Annotated in this window: 9 protein-coding genes and 1 pseudogene; 4 read left to right on the forward strand and 6 right to left on the reverse strand. The window is 60.6% G+C overall.

The window, feature by feature from the left end:
• Window positions 1–33: 33 nt before the first annotated feature.
• Together ppnP and U5A05_RS08725 are read right to left on the reverse strand one after the other, a co-directional pair.
• Complete coding sequence (ppnP, locus tag U5A05_RS08720; protein ID WP_261741728.1) at window positions 34–315, reverse strand: pyrimidine/purine nucleoside phosphorylase; 282 nt, start codon at window positions 313–315, stop codon at window positions 34–36.
• A 79-nt stretch (window positions 316–394) separates the two neighbouring features.
• Window positions 395–937: a 3'-5' exonuclease gene (locus U5A05_RS08725; protein ID WP_261741729.1), complete on the reverse strand. Its 543-nt coding sequence runs from the start codon at window positions 935–937 to the stop codon at window positions 395–397.
• A gap of 189 nt (window positions 938–1126) precedes the next feature.
• On the opposite strand from U5A05_RS08725, the gene U5A05_RS08730 reads away from it, so the two are divergent.
• On the forward strand, window positions 1127–1927 hold the full coding sequence (locus U5A05_RS08730) for a substrate-binding periplasmic protein (RefSeq protein ID WP_395247246.1): 801 nt from the start codon (window positions 1127–1129) through the stop codon (window positions 1925–1927).
• A gap of 101 nt (window positions 1928–2028) precedes the next feature.
• Window positions 2029–2640 (forward strand): annotated as a pseudogene (locus U5A05_RS08735) (GNAT family N-acetyltransferase); the annotation flags it as partial.
• 77 nt (window positions 2641–2717) lie between these two features.
• Here the strand turns inward: U5A05_RS08735 and U5A05_RS08740 are convergent.
• Window positions 2718–3266: an RNA polymerase factor sigma-70 gene (locus tag U5A05_RS08740; protein ID WP_261741730.1), complete on the reverse strand. Its 549-nt coding sequence runs from the start codon at window positions 3264–3266 to the stop codon at window positions 2718–2720.
• A 326-nt stretch (window positions 3267–3592) separates the two neighbouring features.
• Between U5A05_RS08740 and U5A05_RS08745 the strand changes: the two genes are divergently transcribed.
• Together U5A05_RS08745 and U5A05_RS08750 are read left to right on the forward strand one after the other, a co-directional pair.
• Window positions 3593–4342 carry a thioesterase II family protein gene (locus U5A05_RS08745; protein WP_321836120.1) on the forward strand — a complete coding sequence of 250 codons (750 nt, stop codon included), beginning with the start codon at window positions 3593–3595 and terminating at the stop codon, window positions 4340–4342.
• Between the two features lie 71 nt (window positions 4343–4413).
• Window positions 4414–17388: a non-ribosomal peptide synthetase gene (locus U5A05_RS08750; protein ID WP_321836121.1), complete on the forward strand. Its 12975-nt coding sequence runs from the start codon at window positions 4414–4416 to the stop codon at window positions 17386–17388.
• A gap of 121 nt (window positions 17389–17509) precedes the next feature.
• Here the strand turns inward: U5A05_RS08750 and dsbG are convergent, their stop codons facing one another.
• The 3 genes from dsbG to dsbD are packed head-to-tail and all read right to left on the reverse strand — an operon-like array spanning window position 17510 to window position 20877.
• Window positions 17510–18283 carry a thiol:disulfide interchange protein DsbG gene (gene dsbG / locus U5A05_RS08755; protein ID WP_321836122.1) on the reverse strand — a complete coding sequence of 258 codons (774 nt, stop codon included), beginning with the start codon at window positions 18281–18283 and terminating at the stop codon, window positions 17510–17512.
• Window positions 18262–19134, reverse strand: a complete 873-nt coding sequence (locus tag U5A05_RS08760) for a TlpA disulfide reductase family protein (protein WP_321836123.1) — start codon at window positions 19132–19134, stop codon at window positions 18262–18264. Before U5A05_RS08760 ends, dsbG begins: the two co-directional genes overlap by 22 nt.
• On the reverse strand, window positions 19135–20877 hold the full coding sequence (gene dsbD, locus U5A05_RS08765; protein WP_321836124.1) for a protein-disulfide reductase DsbD: 1743 nt from the start codon (window positions 20875–20877) through the stop codon (window positions 19135–19137). It abuts the gene before it with no gap.
• Window positions 20878–20892: the final 15 nt, after the last annotated feature.

Consider the following 20892-nt stretch of genomic DNA (forward strand, 5'->3'; position numbering starts at 1 on the left):
CTCCTCCGCGGCTACAGAGCAGGGGTGCCGGATTTAGCGGTACTCACACAGGTAAGCAGTATCTACTGCAACCTTGAGCTGGAACTTGCTGTTGGCCGGTACATTGAACTGGCTACCGGTCTTGAAGGTTTCATACTCGCTACTGCCCGGCAGTTTGACGCTCAGCTCACCCGACACCACGTGCATGATTTCACGCTCGGCCGTACCGAACTCGTATTCACCCGCAGCCATGACGCCAATGGTGGCCTTGCCTTCGGTTTGTGTGAAGGCAATCGACTTGACGGTGCCGTCGAAGTATTCGTTGACTTTAAACATGGCGATTCCTCGGAATGGGCTAAAAATGGCTGGCCAGTATGCAGAAGCGGTTTTATCCCGTCACGCCCTTTTATGGGCGCTAACCCTTCAACACCAGCGGCAATAAACGGGCTGTATTTCGCGCATCTTCCAGGGCCCGGTGTTGTTGCCCGTTGAACTGCATCCCGGCCAGTTGCAGCGCGCTGTTAAGCCCCAGCGGACGCTTTAGCTGGCGGGCCTGGGCGAATTGCTGCTTGAGGTTCATGTGCGGCAATTGCAGCAGGGCACTGTCCAGCTGGTTTTGGCGCCACTCCTGCTCCAGCTGTTTGCGGTCGTAGTCGCCCCAACTGGCCCAGCCTTCAAGCCTGGGCAGATGCTGGCCCAACCAGCGTTCGAACTGTTCCCAGACCTGCACCATGGGCGCCCCGGCATCAATATTGGCCTGGGTGATCCGGGTTAGTTGCCGACAAAAAGGCGTTAACAACGGGCGCCGTTGCGGGCGAATAAAACGCTGAAAATGGCCCACTTCGCGGCCCGTGCGGGTGACCACACTGGCGCCGATTTCAATCACTTCCATTTCTTCCAGAGGCCAGCCGCCATCATCGGTCGTGGCTTCCAGGTCAATTACCAGCCAGTGAGGCATGTGCAGCTTCCTTGAACAGCATCGGCGTTGAGGTTGCAGCGTAGCTAAAGCACAGGCCCTGAGACTAAATTTGTAGTGGGCCAGTCAACTGCTTGCTTGCTAGTCTATATACGCTTTAATTGTGTGCGTGCTCGATCTCAGGTCGTGTGTCGATCAATAAGTTCCAGCCATGGGCGCCGCCAGATGTGTATGGTTTTGAAGTGTTTGCCAATGCAGGTGGTCCACAGCCTGCTGCTGGTCCTTGGCATGGTCTGGTTGACACCGGTTTGGGCCGTCCAGGAAATCAGGGTCGGTGCCGCACACTTTCCGCCGTATACCGTGCGCCCGGAACGCGGCGCCGATATTGGCCTGTTGTCACAATTGCTCAACGCCCTCAACCAGTTGCAGAGCGACTACCGTTTTGTCCTCGTGCCTAGCTCCATACCGCGCCGGGTGCGCGATTTCGAGCGCGGGCGGGTGGACATGATGATGTTTGAAAACCCCGCCTGGGGTTGGCAGGGGCTCTCTTACATTGCTGTCGACATGGGCCTTGAAGACGCTGAAGTGTTTGTCGCCAAGCAGTACCCTGATCGCCAACAAAACTATTTCGACGACCTCAAGGGTAAACGTCTGGCGCTATTCAGCGGTTATCACTACGCCTTTGCCGGGTTCAACCCCACGCCCAAATTTCTCACCGAATCGTACAACGCAATGCTGACCTACTCCCACGAGAGCAACCTGTTGATGGTCTTGCGCGGGCGGGCAGATATTGCATTGATGACCCGCTCCAACCTGATCGACATGCTGCGCTACGCCCCGCAGGCCAAGTCGGAGCTGATCGTGTCCCAGCGTATCGATCAGACCTATCGTCACTACGCGCTGCTGCGCCCGCAAGCACCGATCCAGAGTCAGCATTTTGCCCAAATGATGCAAAAGCTTCGTGACAATGGTCAGTTGATGGCTATTTTTGCACCTTACAAAATTGCAGTAGTCGCGGTCGAGCCTTCCTAGGCTAAATTTTTCGCCACGGTTCACGTTCTCTGCGTAACTGTTGACGATAAACGTGAGCCCGAACCATGACTGCAATTACCCCGACTCCACCGGCGATGACCATCACCGCAGGCACTCGCCATCCGCTGCGAGCGCCAAAACCCCAAGGTGAAGTCTATCGACGTTTCGATGCGCAGCTTGGCGCCTGGATTTCATTGCGGGCGCTGGACATCGAAATCGACCTTGAGCGTTTCAGCCGCTGGCAAAACACCCCGCGGGTGATGGATTTCTGGGAAGAGGGCGGCACCCTGGAAAAGCATCGCCAGTACCTGGAGAAACTCGCGGCAGACCCGCATACCCTGACCCTGATCGGTTGCTTCGATGATCAGCCATTTGCCTATTTCGAGGCCTACTGGGCCAGGGAAGATCGAATTGCGCCGTTCTACGACGTGGATGACTACGATCGTGGGATTCACATGCTGGTGGGAGAGCAGGCGCATCGTGGGCCGCACAAGGTTGCCAGCTGGCTGGTAGCGCTGACCCATTACCTGTTTCTGGATGACCCGCGCACTCAGCGCGTAGTGGCTGAACCCCGGGCCGACAACGCGAAAATGATCGGCTACATGCAGAGTCAGGGCTATCACCGCTTGAAAGAGTTCGACTTTCCGCACAAGCGAGCGGCCCTGATGATGCAGAGCCGGGAGCAGTTTTTTGCAGGGCGGGAGTTGGTCTGACGCACGCTAAGCAGATCTTTGTGGGAGCGAGCCTGCTCGCGATGGCATCAGCGCCGCCCCCCAGAGGTCGTGCGAGCTTAGCGTCGGGCAAAGGTATCGGCTTGCGTTCCCGATACCTTGCGGCAATGCACCAGCGCATCGCGAATCATGAAGTTGACCAGGGTTGGCGAAACGCCCAACTCCTTGGCAATGTCCTTTTGCTGCACGCCGTGCAGGCGATACATCTCAAACGCATAGCGGGTACGGCTCGGCAGCTCAGTCAGCGCCGTAGCGATGTGTTCCAGGGTCGAGAAATTGATATGCGAGGTTTCCGGAGACGCGCCGTGAATGACCACATTCAAGCCTTCCTCTTCCGTGCCCGAGTACTTCTGCTCGAGCGCCTGCTTGCGGTAGTGATCGATTGCCAGGTTGCGCACGATCTGGAACAGATAACTCAGCTGCGCCTTGAATGAAGAGGTGATCTGCGGCGCGGACTGCAAGCGGAAGTAGGCATCCTGCACCACATCTTCAGCCCTGGATCGACAACCGGTGATGCGTGCTGCGATCTTGACCAGGATAAGTCGGTTATCGACGAAAGCTTGAAGTAAGGGTGAGTCGCACTTGCTTGTGGACATTTGTTCCGTCATGGAGATCACCTGATGCGATTGAATGAGTGAGGGCCACGGCAAGGGAGGCGACCTACACAGCTGGTCACAAATTAGGCTTAATGATAATGATTGTCAATTGAGAAACAGAATTAATACCGATTCAGGCGACAGACTGAGACATGTCTCACAACGCCCGCGAATGACTTTAAAAGGCCATCACTGCAATGGCTAATTAATTGCCTGGCTCAACCGTTTTCAATGCACGAACGCCGGATACAGAGGCCGGCAATGAATGGTTTGAGGCAGGAGGGCGAGATGTTTTTTGAGCGTAAACCGTCGTTATTTCTACGCAATGGCAGCCTGGCATGAGCGACGTGATCAAGTTGCGTCTGTTCTGCCTGCCTTACTCGGGCGCCAGTGCAATGAGCTATAGCCGCTGGCGCCGTTCCATGCCCGAGTGGTTGCAAGTGCGCCCACTGGAACTGCCGGGGCGCGGCATGCGGATGGACGAACCGCTGCAAAGCGATATACGCCGTCTGGCCTGCCAGTTGGCCGATGAAATCAGTGCCGAACTCGACCGTCCTTATGCCTTGTTTGGGCACAGCCTGGGCGGGCTGCTGGCTTTCGAGCTGGCCCATGCTCTGCGTGAGCGCGGCCTGCCTGCACCGCTCGCGTTATTTGCTTCGGCCACGGCCGGGCCTGCCCGGCGCGATGTCAGCGAATACACCGTGGCGAAAACCGATGAACAGTTGATTGCCCGTTTGCGCGAGCTTAAAGGCACCGGCGAAGAGCTGCTGGCCAATGCCGAACTGATGCAGTTGATGCTGCCGATCCTGCGCGCCGATTTCCTGTTATGTGGCAGTTTCAGCTATGGCCAGCGTTCGCCGTTGCCCATTCCCATCCACGTGTTCGGCGGCAAGCAGGACAGTGTGCGCACCGAACAACTGCTCGATTGGCAAACCGATACCTGCAACAGGTTTTCCCTCGACATGTTTGAGGGCCATCACTTCTTTCTGGTGCAGCAGGAAGTTGCGCTGTTGCGCAGCGTTCGTCGTTACGCCGAAGAGCATCTGACACGCTGGCGCAATCAGCAGGCCCGACAGCCTGGCGGGTAAAGCCGCGCGCTGTTGCCTCGTATTTCAAGCACACCGATTTTCTTTCAAGCCGACCCCAGGCAGGAAACCCCATGATGGACGCGTTCGAACTCCCCGGTAACTTGGCCCAAGCCCTTCAACTGCGTGCAGCAAAGACCCCGGATCGACTGGCGCTACGGTTCCTCGCCGACGACCCGCTGGACGCGGTGGTGCTCAGTTATGGTGAGCTGGATCTGCGTGCGCGCACCATTGCCGCCGCCTTGCAGGCCAATGCTGGCGTGGGCGAGCGAGCGGTCTTGCTGTTCCCCAGTGGCCCGGATTACGTCGCGGCATTTTTTGGCTGTTTGTATGCCGGGGTGATTGCCGTGCCGGCCTATCCACCGGAGTCGGCACGCCGTCATCATCAAGAACGCTTGTTGTCGATTCTGGCCGATGCCGAGCCGCGCCTGCTATTGACCAGCAGCGCTCTGCGCGAGCCCTTGCTGCAAATGAGCGAACTGGTTGGCGCTGATGCGCCGCAATTGCTCTGCGTCGACAGTCTCGACCCGCACCAGGCCAGCGCTTGGCAGCCGGTTGCCTTGCAGGCCGACGATATTGCCTTTTTGCAGTACACCTCAGGCTCCACTGCGTTGCCCAAAGGCGTGCAGGTGACCCACGGCAATCTGGTTGCCAATGAGATGTTGATCCGCCGCGGATTTGGTATCGACCTCAACCCGGATGACGTGATTGTCAGCTGGTTGCCGCTGTATCACGACATGGGCCTGATTGGTGGTTTGCTGCAACCGGTCTTCAGCGGCGTGCCCTGTGTGCTGATGTCACCGGCCTATTTTTTGACCCGACCGTTGCGTTGGCTGGAGGCCATCAGTGAGTACGGTGGCACCATCAGCGGCGGGCCGGACTTCGCCTATCGGCTATGCAGTGAGCGGGTCAGCGACACGGCCTTGGCTGCGCTGGACCTGAGCCGCTGGCGCGTCGCCTATTCGGGGTCCGAGCCGATTCGGCAAGACACCCTTGAGCACTTTGCGGATAAATTTGCGCCTTGTGGCTTCAGCCCAGACAGCTACTTTGCTTCCTACGGTTTGGCCGAAGCCACGCTGTTTGTCACTGGTAGTCAGCGCGGTCAAGGCATCCCGGCTCTGTGCCTGGATGACCTGGCATTGGCCAACAACCGGATCGTGGCGGGCGACGGTAGCCCGGTGATGAGTTGTGGCTTCAGTCAACCCGAACACTCAGTGCTTATTGTCGACCCGAAAAGCCTTGAGGTTCTGCCTGACAATTGCGTTGGTGAAGTCTGGGCCAACGGCCCGAGCATCGCCCACGGTTACTGGCGCAACCCCGAGGCCAGCGCCAGCACCTTTGTCGATTTTCAAGGCGGTATCTGGCTGCGTACTGGCGACCTGGGCTTTATGCGTGACGGCGAGCTGTTTATCACAGGTCGGCTGAAGGACCTGCTGATCGTCCGCGGCCACAACCTCTACCCACAGGACATCGAAAAAACCATCGAGCGTGAGGTCGAAGTGGTGCGCAAAGGCCGGGTCGCGGTATTCGCGGTCAACGCCAAAGGCGAGGAGGGGATAGGCGTTGCCGCTGAAATCAGCCGCAGCGTGCAAAAAATCCTGCCCCCGGAAACGTTGATCAACAGGATTCGCCAGGCGGTGGCTGAAGCTACTCAGCAAGCCCCGAGCCTGGTGGTACTGCTCAATCCTGGAGCACTGCCGAAAACCTCCAGTGGCAAACTGCAGCGTTCGGCCTGTCGTAGCCGGTTGGCCGCTGGCAGCCTCGACAGTTATGCGCAGTTCCCCCATGAGCACGGCGCGCCAGTTCCGGCCGATGCGGTGCAGCGTGGGAGCGAGCTGGAGGCCCTGATCGCCTGGGTCTGGTGTGAGCATTTGCAGGTTGAGCAAGTGGCGCCAGACGATCACTTTTTTCTGTTGGGCGGCAACTCGATTCTAGCCACCCAAGTCATCGCCCATCTGCGCCAGGAACTCAAGCTTGAGTTGAACCTGCGCCTGTTGTTCGAGGCCCCGACCCTGAGCGCTTTCGCAGCCGGGGTAGGCGCCTTGCAGCAGGATGGCGGGCTGGCCCAGGGCGCAATTGCAACCTTGCCCCGCGATCAGGAATTGCCCCAGTCGCTGGCGCAGAACCGTCTGTGGTTTATGTGGCAGCTCGACCCGCAGAGCAGCGCCTATACCATTCCGGGTGGCTTGCGTCTGCGCGGTGAACTGGACGAAGCAGCGTTGTGCAACAGCTTTGCGCGATTGATCGAACGTCATGAAGCTTTGCGTACACGTTTTTATGAACGCGATGGCCAGGCCTTGCAGTGCGTTGATGCCGCGAGCGACTTTGCTCTGCAAGTGGTCGACCTCAGCAACTTGGCGAGCCCTGAGCGTGAAGCCCGGGCACAGCAAGTTCGTGAGGAGCAAGCCCGCACCCGATTCGACCTGGAGCACGGCCCGCTATTTCAGGTCACGCTGGTCAAGCTCGATGATCAAGAGCATCAGCTGTTACTGACCTTGCACCACATCATCGCGGACGGCTGGTCGTTGAATCTGTTGATCGACGAATTTTCCCGGTTCTACGCGGCAGCATGCCTGGGCCAGCCGCTGGAGCTGGCGCCGCTGACACTGCAATACGCCGACTACGGCAGTTGGCAGCGCCAATGGCTGGCGCAAGGCGAGGCCGAGCGTCAGCTCAACTACTGGAAGCAGCAGTTGGGCGATCAGCACCCGAGCCTCAGCCTGAGCACCGATCACCCGCGCTCGGCGCAGCGTAAACACAGCGCTGCGCGTTACAGCCTGAAGCTCGATGCGGCCCTTGGCAGCGCCATCCGGCAAACGGCGCAGGCCCACGAGTGCACGCCATTTATGCTGTTGCTGGCGAGCTTGCAGACTCTGCTTCATCGTTACACCGGCCAGCGTGATATTCGCATCGGCGTCCCCAGTGCCAATCGCCCGCGACAGGAAACCCACGGTCTGATCGGCTTCTTTATCAACACCCTGGTGCTGCGCGCCGAGCTGGATGGGCGCCTGGCATTTGCTGACCTGCTGCATCAGACCCGTCAAGCTACCCTTGATGCCCAGGGGCATCAGGACCTGCCGTTCGAGCAACTGCTCGAAGCCTTCCCGCAAGCCCGTGAGCAGGGCCTGTTTCAAATCATGTTCAACCACCAGCAGCGTGATCTTGGCGCCTTGCGCCGTCTGCCGGGCTTGCTTGCCGAAGAGCTGCAATGGCACAGCCGCGAAGCCAAGTTCGACCTGCAACTGCACAGTGAAGAGGACCGTCATGGGCGCCTGACTCTGGCGTTCGACTACGCTGATGAACTGTTTGACGCTGGCACCATTGCGCGGTTGGCCGAGCACTATGTCAGCCTGCTGGAGCAGGTCACCGCCTGCAGCACCCGGCCCCTCGGCGATCTGCAACTGCTCAATGCACAGCAGGTGAGCGAGCAGCAGCAGTGGAGCGCCGCCCCCTGTGCCCCTGCCGAACGCTGGTTGCCCGAGTTGCTGGAGCAGCAGGTTCAGCAGGCGCCGGACGCCATCGCCTTGATGTGGGACGGTGGCAGCCTCGACCTGGCCAGCTTGCATGCCCAGGCCAATCGTCTGGCGCACTACCTGCGCGACAAAGGCGTTGGCCCGGATGTACCGGTGGCGATTGCTGTCGAGCGTTCGCCGCAGTTGCTGATCGGTTTGCTGGCGATTATCAAGGCCGGTGGCGCCTATGTGCCACTGGATCCGGACTACCCGCCGGAGCGTCTGGCCTACATGCTGCAAGATTGCGGCGCGACAATCCTGCTCAGCCAGAGCCATCTGCTGGGCAGGCTACCCGCTGGTAAAACCCTCAGCGTGATTGCCATGGACAGCCTCAAGCTGGACAACTGGCCAAGCCATGCGCCGGGCTTGCATTTGCACGGTGATAACCTCGCCTATGTGATCTACACCTCCGGCTCCACCGGCCAGCCCAAGGGCGTGGGCAATACCCATGCGGCACTCGCCGAGCGTTTGCAGTGGATGCAGGCCACCTACGCGTTGCAGGTCGACGATGTACTGATGCAAAAAGCTCCGATCAGCTTCGATGTGTCGGTGTGGGAGTGCTTCTGGCCGCTGATAACCGGTTGCCGTCTGGTCCTGGCAGAGCCCGGCGAGCACCGCGACCCGCAGCGTATTGCACAGTTGGTGGAGCAATTTGGCGTCACCACCCTGCACTTTGTGCCCGCGCTGTTGCGCCTGTTTGTCGACGAGCCGCAAACCCGGCAGTGCAGCAGTTTGCGCCGGCTGTTTGCGGGCGGCGAGGCCTTGCCCGCCGAGTTGCGCAATCATGTGTTGCAACAGTTGCCTGCGGTGCAGTTGCACAACCGCTATGGCCCGACCGAAACCGCGATCAACGTCACCCATTGGCAATGCAACCTGGCAGATGGCGAGCGTTCGCCCATCGGTCGGCCATTGGCCAACGTGCTGTGCCGGGTACTCGACAGCGAACTCAACCCGCTGCCGGCTGGAGTGCCAGGCGAGCTGTGTATTGGCGGTAGCGGTCTGGCGCGGGGTTATCTCGACCGGCCTGGGTTGACCGCAGAACGCTTTGTTGCCGACCCCCTGGGCGAGCCGGGTGCCCGTCTGTATCGCACCGGTGATCAGGTGCGCTGGAACGCGCACGGGGTGCTGGAATACCTCGGGCGTCTCGACCAGCAGGTCAAGCTGCGTGGCTTTCGCGTCGAACCGCAGGAAATCGAGGCCTGCTTGCTGGCCCAGCCCGCTGTGGCGCAAGCGGCGGTAATGATCCGCGAGACGGCCGCCGGGCCGCAGTTGATCGGCTACTACACGGCGCTGCCGGGGGCGGCGTGCGAAGACCAGCTCAAGGCCGCACTGGCTGAGCAACTACCGGAGTATATGGTGCCTGCGCAACTGCTGCGGCTGGACGCCATGCCCTTGAGCCCCAGCGGCAAACTGGATCGCCGGGCCTTGCCCGAGCCCGTGTGGCAAGCCCGTGAACACATCGCACCGCAGACCGCACTTGAGCAGCAAATAGCGGCAATCTGGAGTGCAGTCCTGGGGCTGGAGCGCATTGGTTTGCGCGATGATTTCTTCGCCCTGGGCGGGCACTCGCTGCTGGCCACGCAAATCGTCTCGCGGGTGCGTCAGGCCTGTGATGTGGAACTGGCCTTGCGCACTCTGTTTGAAGCCAGTGAACTGGGTGAGTTTGTCGCCCAGGTGCAGGCGATTCAGGCGGCAGGCCAGCGCAACACGCAATTGCCCATCGCTCTGGTCGACCGTAACCAGCCGGTGGCACTGTCGTATTCGCAACAGCGCATGTGGTTCCTCTGGCAAATGGAGCCTGACAGCCCGGCGTACAACGTCGGCGGCATGGCGCGACTTAAAGGCGTGCTGGATGTCGAGCGCTTCGAAGCCGCTTTGCAGGCCCTGATCCAGCGCCACGAAACCCTGCGCACCCGCTTCCCCAGTGTGGATGGCGTGGCCTGTCAGCAAGTCCACCGTGAAACCCTGCTGAACATGGCCTGGCTGGACCTCAGTCTGCTGGACGAAGCCACCCGCCAGCAGCGTCTGCAAGCGCTGGCCGACAGTGAAGCGCATCGACCGTTTGATCTTGAACGCGGTCCGCTGCTGCGCGCGTGCATGGTCAAGGCTGCTGACCGCGAACACTACTTTGTACTGACCTTGCATCACATCGTTACCGAAGGCTGGGCGATGGATATTTTTGCCCGTGAACTGGGCGTGCTGTACGAAGCGTTTGTCGATGATCGTTTGTCGCCACTGACGCCGCTGGCCGTGCAATACCTCGACTACAGCGTATGGCAGCGCCAGTGGCTGGAGTCAGGCGAGCGCCAGCGCCAGCTCGATTACTGGACCGCCAAGCTCGGCAACGAACACCCGCTGCTGGAGCTCCCCGCCGACCGTGTGCGGCCTTCGGTGCAAAGCCATCGGGGCGAGCTGTACCGTTTTGATCTCAGCGCCGAACTGGCGGCACGGGTGCGGGCGTTCAATGCCGAGCACGGTTTGACCCTGTTTATGACCATGACCGCAACCCTGGCGGTGTTGCTCTATCGCTACAGCGGCCAGACCGACCTGCGCATCGGCGCACCGGTGGCCAACCGCATTCGCCCGGAAAGCGAAGGGCTGATTGGTGCGTTTCTCAATACCCAGGTGCTGCGCTGCCAACTGGACGGGGCGATGCGCGTTGGCGAATTGATCGAACAAGTGCGCCAGACCGTGATCGAAGGCCAGTCGCACCAGGACTTGCCGTTCGACCATCTGGTCGAAGCGCTGCACCCGCCACGCAGTGCAGCCTACAACCCGCTGTTTCAGGTGATGTGCAACGTGCAGCGCTGGGAATTCCAGCAAAGCCGCGAGCTGGCGGGCATGACGGTCGAGTACCTGGCCAATGATGCCAGGGCGACCAAGTTCGACCTCAACCTGGAAGTCACTGACCTGGACCACCGCCTGGGCTGCTGCCTGACTTACAGCACTGACCTGTTCGACGAACCGCGCATCGCGAGCATGGCCGGGCACTGGCGCAACCTGCTGGAGGCATTGTTGGGCGATCCCGAGCAGCGTCTGAGCGAGTTGCCGCTGTTGCACGCCCCGGAACAACAGCGGCTGTTGGCCGGCATGGCGCCGCCAGAGGCCGAGTACAACCTTGAGTCGTGCATTCACAGCCTGTTCACCGAACAGGCGCTGGTACGTCCCGATGCCATTGCCCTGACTTTTGGCGGGGAGCACTTGAGCTATGCCCAGCTCAATGGCCGCGCCAACCGGTTGGCCTGGCGGCTGCGCGAACTTGGGGTCGGTCCTCAGGTGCGTGTAGGGCTGGCGCTGGAGCGCTCACTGGAGATGGTGATCGGCCTGCTGGCGATTCTCAAGGCTGGTGGCGCCTACGTGCCACTGGACCCGGAGTACCCGCTGGAGCGCCTGCACTACATGATTGAAGACAGTGGCATTGGTTTGCTGTTGAGTCACCGCACCCTATTTGCCGAACTGGGCGAGTTGCCCGAGGGCGTGGCTCGCTGGAGCCTGGAAGACGACAGCCCGCAACTGGCGGCTTATCCGTGCAGCGAACTGCCGTTCATCACCATGGCGCAGCATCAGGCGTACCTGATCTACACCTCGGGCTCTACCGGACAGCCCAAGGGCGTGGTGGTGTCCCACGGTGAAATTGCCATGCATTGCGGCGCGGTTATCGAGCGTTTTGGCATGCGCCCGGATGACTGCGAGTTGCATTTTTATTCGATCAACTTCGACGCCGCCACCGAGCGCTTGCTGGCACCCCTGCTGTGCGGCGCGCGGGTGGTGTTGCGCGCCCAAGGGCAGTGGGATGCGCAGGAAATCTGCCAACTGATAGCACAGCAGCAGGTCAGTATTCTGGGCTTTACCCCCAGTTATGGCAGCCAATTGGCGCAATGGCTGGAGACCCAACAGCGGACCCTGCCAGTGCGCATGTGTATCACCGGTGGCGAGGCACTGACGGGCGAGCATCTGCAACGCATTCGCGATGCATTCCAGCCGGATGTGTTTTTCAATGCCTATGGCCCGACCGAAACCGTGGTTATGCCGCTGGCCTGTCTGGCTCCGCAACATCTCGAAGAGGGCGCAGCCAGCGTACCCATTGGCCAGGTAATTGGCGCACGGCTGGGGTATATCCTCGACGCTGGGCTGGCCTTGGTGCCGCAAGGTGCCACCGGCGAGTTGTACATTGGCGGGGCGGGGCTGGCGCAGGGTTATCACCGGCGTCCGGGCATGACGGCCGAGCGCTTTGTCGCCGATCCTTTTGCATGCAACGGTGGGCGCCTGTACCGCACCGGCGATCTGGTGCGCCAGCGCGTCGATGGTCTGGTCGAGTACCTGGGGCGTATCGACCAGCAAGTGAAAATCCGCGGTTTCCGTATCGAACTGGGGGAAATCGAAACTCGCCTGCTGCAACAGCCCGGCGTGCGTGAAGCCGTGGTTCTGGCGCTGGATCTGCCCGCTGGCAAGCAACTGGCAGCGTATCTGGTAGTAGATACCGCGAAGCAGGATCGGGCGCAATTGCGCGCAGCACTCAAGGCGCAACTGCCGGACTACATGGTGCCCAGCCACTTTATCCTGCTGGCCAGCATGCCGCTGACGGCCAACGGCAAGCTCGACCGCCGTGCCTTGCCAAGCCCGGACCCTGAGCTTGAGCGCCAGCAATACGTGGCCCCGAGCGACCCGCTGCAACAAAGCCTGGCGGCGGTCTGGTGCGACGTACTGAACCTGAAACAGGTGGGCCTGGACGATAACTTTTTTGAGCTGGGCGGCGACTCGATTCTGTCGATTCAAGTGGTCAGCCGCGCCCGGCAATTGGGGATTCACTTCAGCCCCCGGGACCTGTTCCAGCATCAGACCGTGCAGGCGCTGGCCAATGTCGCCACGCGTACTGAACAGAATCGCGCCGAGCAAGGACTGCTTCGCGGCGAGTCGGCGTTGACGCCGATCCAGCACTGGTTCTTCGACACCGACATGCCCAACCGCGAGCACTGGAACCAGTCGCTGCTGCTGGCGCCAACCCTTCGTCTTGAGCCGCAGCCACTGGCCCGCGCGCTGGCTGCATTGTTGGAACAGCATGACGCCTTGCGTCTGAGCTTTGGTGAAAAGGCCGGGCAATGGCGGGCCGAATACCGCACCGAGTTCGATCAGCCGTTGCTGTGGCACGAGACAGTTGCGCACATGCAGCAATGCACTGGGCTGTTCGCTGATGCCCAGCGCAGTCTCGATCTGCAACAGGGCCCGCTGCTGCGTGCGGTACTGGTAGATGGCCCGGATGGCGAGCAACGCTTGCTGCTGGTGATCCATCACCTGGCGGTGGATGGCGTGTCCTGGCGCGTTCTGCTCGAAGACCTGCAAACCCTCTATCGGCAAGCGGCTGCGCAACAAGCGCTGCAATTGCCGGGCAAAACCAGCGCCTCAAGTGCCTGGGCGGCACGTCTGCAAGCCTATGCTGGTAGCGATTCGCTGCGCGAAGAACTGAGCCTGTGGCAACGGCAACTGAACGGCCCGCGGGTCGAATTACCGTGTGCCAACCCGCAGGGCGGGCGGCAAAATCTGCACGCCCATACCGTCAGCGTGGGCCTGGGTTGCGAGCACACCCGCCAACTGCTGCAACAGGCACCGAGTTCCTATCGGACCCAGGTCAACGACCTGCTCTTGACCGCTCTGGCACGCGTACTGTGCCGTTGGACCGGGCAACCCTCGGCCCTGGTACAGCTCGAAGGCCACGGTCGCGAAACCCTGTTTGACGAGATCGACCTGAGCCGCACCGTGGGTTGGTTCACCAGTGCCTATCCACTTCGGCTGACACCCTCCAGCGCAGGGCAGGGCGCCTCGATCAAGGCGATCAAGGAGCAACTGCGCAGCGTGCCGCACAAGGGGCTGGGCTATGGCGTGCTGCGCTATCTGACCGATAGCGCGACCCGTGAGGCATTGGCCGCCTTGCCTGAGGCTGCGGTCACCTTCAACTACCTCGGTCAGTTCGACCAGAGCTTTGCCGATGATGCGCTGTTCCACCCTCTGGACGAGCCGACGGGTGCGGCCCATGACCCGCTGGCACCGTTGGCGAACGAGTTGAGTATCGACAGCCAGGTGTATGGCGGTGAATTATTGCTGCGCTGGACCTTCAGCGCCGAGCGTTATACCCCGCAGATCATCGAGCAATTGGCGCATGCCTATGTCAGCGAACTGCAAGACCTGATTGGCCATTGCCTGAGTACCCCCGCGGGCGGTTTTACGCCGTCGGATTTTCCCCTGGCCAGGCTCGATCAGGTCCAGCTTGATGCCTTGCCGGTTGCTGCCGAGCTGATCGAAGATCTGTACCCGATGACTCCGATGCAAGAGGGCATGTTGCTGCATACGCTGCTGGAACCGGGCACCGGCTTGTACTACATGCAGGACCGTTATCGGATCAACAGTGCCCTTGACCCGCAGCGTTTTGCCGATGCCTGGCAGGCGGTGATTGCTCGCCACGAAGCACTGCGTGCCTCGTTCTGCTGGAACGTCGGCGAGCAGATGCTGCAAATTATCCATCGTCCCGGTGCTGCACCAATCGACTATCTGGACTGGAGCGCCGAGCCCGAAGACGACCATGAAGCGCGCTTGCAGGCACTGCACAAACGCGAGCGTGAAACCGGCTTTGATTTGCTCAATCGGGCACCGTTCCACCTGCGCCTGATCCGCCTGGGCGAGGCCCGTTACTGGTTCATGATGAGCAACCACCACATTCTGATCGATGCCTGGTGCCGCTCACTGCTGATGAGCGACTTTTTTGAAATCTACAGCGCCCTGGGCGAGGCCCGAACCCCGCTACTGAGCGCGGCACCCCGTTATCGCGACTATATCGGCTGGCTGCAACAGCAAAATCTGGAACAGGCCAAAAACTGGTGGCAACGCAACCTGCAAGGCTTTGAGCAGACCACCCATATCCCCAGTGATCGTCCGTTCCTGCGTGAGCATGCGGGCCAAAGCGGCGGCATGCTGGTGGGTGACTGTTACACTCGCCTTGAGGCACGCGATGGTGTGCGTTTGCGTGAACTGGCGCAGCAGCACCAACTGACCATCAACACCTTCGCCCAGGCGGCGTGGGCTCTGGTGCTGCGTCGCTTCAGCGGTGAGCGCGACCTGGTATTTGGGGTCACTGTGGCCGGGCGGCCGGTGGAGCTGGCGCATATGCAACAGACCGTCGGGCTGTTTATCAACAGTGTGGCGCTGCGTGTGCAAATGCCCCAGGACGGCCAGCCGCTGGGGGTTGCTCAATGGCTCAGAGCCTTGCTTGAACACAATATCGAACTGCGCGAATACGAATACCTGCCGCTGGTGACGATCCAGGAGCGCAGCGAACTGCCCAAGGGCCAGCCACTGTTCGACAGCCTGTTCGTGTTCGAAAACGCGCCGGTGGATATGTCGGTCATGACCCGCGCCCAGCACCTTAATGCGACCTCCGATTCGGGCCGTACTCACACCAACTTTCCGCTGACTGCGGTGTGTTATCCAGGTGATGACCTGGGCTTGCACCTGTCCTATGACCAGCGCTTTTTCGAGCATGGCAGCGTTGAACAGATGCTTGGGGAGTTCAAGCGCCTGCTGTTGGCCTTGATGGACGGCCTCGATGGCGACATGAGCGAGTTACCGTTGTTGGGCGAATTGGAACAGCAATTTTTGCTCGACAACTGCAACCGCAGCCAGCGCCAATACCCGCTGCAACAGAGCTACGCCGAGCTGTTTGAAGCGCAGGTTGCAGCGCATCCGCAGCGCATCGCCGCCAGTTGCCTCGAACAGCGCTGGACTTACAGTGAACTCAACCAGCGCAGCAACCGCCTGGGGCATGCTCTGATCGCGGCAGGCGTGGGGCCAGATCAACCGGTGGCGTTGCTGGCCGGGCGCGGGCTGGACTTGCTGGGCATGATTATCGGCAGCTTCAAGGCCGGGGCAGGTTACCTGCCGCTGGACCCGGAGCTGCCCGGCTCACGTCTGCTGCGCATTATCGAACTGAGCCGCACGCCGTTGCTGGTGTGTACCGAAGCTTGCCGCGAGCAAGCCGAGGCGTTGCTCGACGCCGCCGGGTGCGCAGTGCGTCCGCGCCTGCTGGTTTGGGAGTCGGTGCAAGCGGCCGGGTTGGCAGAACATGACCCGCAGGTGTACAGCCAGCCGGATAACCTGGCCTATGTGATTTACACCTCGGGCTCTACCGGACTGCCCAAGGGCGTGATGGTGGAGCAGCGCGGCATGCTCAATAACCAGTTGAGCAAAGTGCCGTATCTGCAACTGACTGAGCACGATGTGATTGCTCAGACCGCCTCGCAAAGCTTTGATATTTCGGTGTGGCAGTTCCTTGCGGCGCCGCTGTTTGGCGCTCGGGTCGATATTGTCCCCAATACCGTGGCCCATGATCCGCAGGCGTTGCTGGCGCAGGTCAATGCGCAGGGCATTACGGTGCTGGAAAGCGTGCCGTCACTGATCCAGGGCATGCTGGCCGAGGCCCCGGTGCAACTCGACGGTCTGCGCTGGCTGCTACCGACCGGGGAGGCCATGCCCCCCGAGCTTGCTTTGCAATGGCTGCTGCGCTACCCCGATATCGGCCTGGTGAATGCCTATGGCCCGGCGGAATGTTCGGATGACGTGGCCTTCTTTTGTGTCGACCATGCTTCGACCCAGGGCAGTTATTTGCCGATTGGCACCCCGACCGACAACAACCGTCTGTATCTGCTGGATGGCGCCTTGCAACTGGTGCCGTTGGGCGCCGTGGGTGAGTTGTGCGTGGCGGGCACCGGAGTGGGCCGCGGTTATATCAGTGACCCGTTGCGTACCGCGACGGTCTTTGTGCCCAACCCGTTTGGCGCGCCGGGCGAGCGTTTGTACCGCACCGGTGACCTGGCACGGCGGCGCAAGGATGGCGTGCTGGAGTACGTGGGTCGGATCGACCATCAGGTGAAAATTCGCGGTTACCGTATCGAGCTGGGTGAAATCGAGGCACGTCTGCACGAACAGGCACATGTCCGAGACGCGGCGGTCAGCGTCCAGCAAGGTGTTAACGGAAAGTATCTGGTGGGCTACCTGGTGGGGGCGCCTTCGGCCCTTGCTCAAAGCGAACAGCTGGAGCAGATCAAACAGCACCTGCGCGCTGAACTCCCCGAGTACATGGTGCCGCTGCACTGGTTGTGGATGGAACGATTGCCCTTGAACGCCAACGGCAAACTGGACCGCAAGGCGTTACCGCCGATTGAAATTGGTCAATTGCAGCGCGAAAACTTCGTCGCCCCGCGCACTGAGCTGGAACAGACCCTGGCTGATATCTGGGCACAGGTGCTGAACCTGGAGCAGGTCGGGGTGAGTGACAATTTCTTCGAACTGGGCGGACATTCACTGTTGGCGACGCAAATCGCCTCACGGGTGCAAAAAGTATTGCAGCGCAACGTGCCGCTGCGAGCGATGTTCGAATGCAGTTGTGTTGAACAACTGGCGCTGTATATCGAAGGGCTGGAGAGCAGCGAAATCAACGAAGAAAAAGTCGATCGCCTGAGTGACCTGATGGCAGAGCTGGAGGGGTTGTAGGCGGTGATGTGAAGCCCGCTCCCGCAGTCAATGCAGGAGTGGGCTTGATCGCGTTGTTAGCGCCACGGTGAATCTGAGCTGCCGCGTCTCAGCATCGCAAATAACCCCTGGCGCCTGTCGCCTACTTTGGCCCCAGAATCTGCACCAGTTTTTCTGGCGACGGAGCACCTTGCTGTTGTTGCAAGTTGCCTTGTTCGTCCAGATAGAAAATCGCCGGAGTCGCGGCAACATCCAGTTCTTCCATCAACTTCGCGTTGGCATCCAGTTTGGCCTGGATGTCCGCCGGGATTTTGCTCAATGGCTTGAGGGTGCTGGCCTTGCCGGCTTTCTCATGCTCGTGCAGGGCTTGCTGCGGGTCCTTGGCACCCAGCAGGGCGGCAGATTTGGCCGGGCTGTCTTCGCGGATGATCCCTACCATGATGTGGCGCAATTGCACTTTGCCCGAGTCGACCCAAGGACGAGCCTGCTCCCAGAACATGTTGCAGTACGGGCAGTTCGGGTCGCTGAACAGGTAAACGGTGCGCGGTGCATCCTTTTTGCCATCGGCAATCCAGTTGCTCTTTTCCATCTCTGTCCAGACCTGCTTGGCCATCGGCTCGTACACCAGCTTTTGCAGCGGGGCCAGGCTCAGGTCCTTGCCGTCGGCGTCATACAAATTGCCCACCAGCACGTTGCCGTCCTTGGTCAGGTACAGCGCCATGCCACGGTTCTGGTACTGGGCGGCATAACCACGCAAACCGCCGGGAGCGTCAAAGCTGCCGATGATCTTTGCGCCCTTGGCTTCAATCTTCTTGATTGCCGGTGGTAACTCTTCGGCCTGCAACACAGGGGATTGCAAGAGCGCCGCGCCCAGCAGGGCGGTCATGCTCAGGGTTAGCAGTTTGCGGTTAAACATTTTTGCTGATTCCTTGCAGGGTCGGCCTGTTGGGCCGACATTGAATTGTTCAGATTGAAGGGCTCCATGGCCCGGGCCAGACTGGCTTGCGACAGCTCGCCCAGATGACTGCCCAGCAGACGGCCTTCAGCGTTATAGAACAGGGTAGTCGGCAGTGCCATTGAGCCGACTTTTTGTGCCAGTTGGCCGCCGCTGTCGAACAGCACGTTGCTCAGGTTCAGGCCCTGGGTTTCAAGAAAGGTGCTGACGCTCTGCATGCTTTCGCCCTGATTGACGAACAGGAAGGTCACGTTCTGATGCTGATGCTGGGCGTTTTGCAGTACCGGCATTTCGCGTCGGCAAGGCGGGCACCAGGTGGCCCACAGGTTGATCACCAGCGGGCCGCCCTGATAGCTGCTCAACTGCACTGATTCGCCGTTGGCGTTACGCAACACCAACTCCGGCAGGCGCGTGCCCTGTTCGTAAAGGCTGGACGAAAGACTGGCCAGCAGCCAGAACGCCAGCCCGCTACCCAGTCCCCAGCCCAATGGGCGGCGCAACCCGACGCGGCGCCAGCTGAAAATGACCGCACCGACCAGTACCGCCGCCAGCCCCGGCCATAGCAAAAACCCGCCGTCGCGCAAATCGAGGACCTGCAGCGGGTCGTCCTTGAAATAGCGCCAGTAGCTGAGGACAAAACCGATGCGCGCGGTCAGCAAACCCAGCAAAAACAAGGTGAACAATACGGACTCGGGGTTTTCGCCACCGCGTTTGGCTACGCGCCAACCCACCAGTGTCGCCAGGGCAAGGGCCAGGATCAGCAGCAAGTGGTTGATGGCCAGCGCAAACGAACCGATGGTCAGGGTAAGCATTTATAGGAGTTCCCGGGTGGCGTTCCAGTTATTCAAAAAGGTCTGGGCGTTGACTTCGCCAGTGATACGTTGCCCGCGACGCTCAACGCCATTGGGGCCGATCCAGACAAAGCTGGGCGGGCCCGGTACCTGATAGCGGCTGAGCAGCTCGCGGCTGGCGACATTATCGGCGGTCACGTCAAGACGCAACAGGCGCACGCCTTGTAAGGCATCCATCACTTGGGGTTTAGCGAATACCTGCTTTTCCATAACCTTGCACGATACGCACCAGTCGGCGTAGTAATCGAGCATGACCCACTGCCCGTCAGCCTTGGCGCTGGCCAGTTCACGGTCCAGACTGGTGGGGTCCTTGATGGTGATAAAGGCGTCGTGGGCAGTGCTTGCGGAACTGCTGCCCGCCACTGTTTTTGCGGTATACACCTGCAAGGGTTGCCACAGCTCGGTGCTGCCACCGGCAGCACCCACCAGTAACAGACAGCCCCACAAACCGGCCAGCAGGCTTAGTGGATTGAACAGCGCTTTGGCGCGCAGAAATGTCTGCGCCTGCTGCCACAGGCTGCATCCCAGAATGATCAGCAGGACACCCCACAGACCGATCCACAAGGACTCATCGAGTACCGGGCGGACCAGCAGCAACGCGGTGCCCAGGAACAGAAAGCCAAACAGGCCTTTCATCAGGTTCATCCAGGCGCCGGGCTTGGGCAGGAAGCGGCTGCCCACGGTAACCAGCAGCAACAGCGGCACGCCGATCCCCAGGCCCATCACAAACAGCACCAGGCCACCTTCAAGCGCATTGCCGCTTTGCGCGATATACAGCAAGGCACCGGCCAGTGGCGCCGTCATGCAGGGCCCAACCAGCAAGCCGGACAGGGCGCCAAGAATACCCGCGCCGATCAGGCTGCCGCCCTTGCGCCCACGCCCGGCGCTTTCCAGGCGGTCACGCAAGCCAGCGGGCAATTGCAGTTCAAAAAAACCGAACATCGGCAGTGCCAGCACCACAAACAATGCCGCAAAACTGCCCAGCAGCCAGGGTTGTTGCAGCAACGCCTGCAAGTTGGCGCCCAGCAGGGCCGCCAATACGCCCAGCCCGGCATACACCAGCGCCATGCTGATCACATAGCTGCCGGCCACGGCGAAACCGCGTCCGGCAGTGGCACCACTGCCCACGACCAGCCCGGCCAGAATCGGCAACATTGGCAGAGAGCAAGGGGTAAAGGCCAGCAGCAGCCCGAGGCCGAAGAACAGCAGCAAACTCCAGCCCAGCGAGCGCTGCTGCAAACTCGCGGCCAGTGACTGGTCCTGTGCCTGATCTTGTGCGGCCATTGGCTGTGCACCGCCCAAGTCAACCGTCTGGCTTTGCGGCGGGTAGCACAGCCCCGCATCGGCGCAGCCTTGCCAACTGACCTTGACCTGACCGCTGGCGCCTGCCGGGATGACTATCGCAACGCTATCGCGGTAGACCTGGGTGGCGCCAAAAAACTCGTCGCTGTGTTCCAGCCCTTGCGGCAATACAGGGTTTTTTGCTGGGTCCAGCCCGTCAAATTTGAAACGTTTTTGATACAGATAGTAGGTGTCGGCTATTTTCCACTGCAGGCGGGTTTCACCTGAGGGCAATGGCTCGGCACTGAATACAAAGGCCTTGTTGACCGGCAGAAAGTCGGGCTGTGCGAATGGATTGTTCGCGGTCTGGGCCTGGGCCACACCGACCAAACACATCAATAGCAAGGACAGCAGCAAACGCATGGATAAAGCCTTGGG

This window comes from Pseudomonas kulmbachensis, assembly GCF_963681935.1.
Taxonomy (GTDB): Bacteria; Pseudomonadota; Gammaproteobacteria; order Pseudomonadales; family Pseudomonadaceae; genus Aquipseudomonas; species Aquipseudomonas kulmbachensis.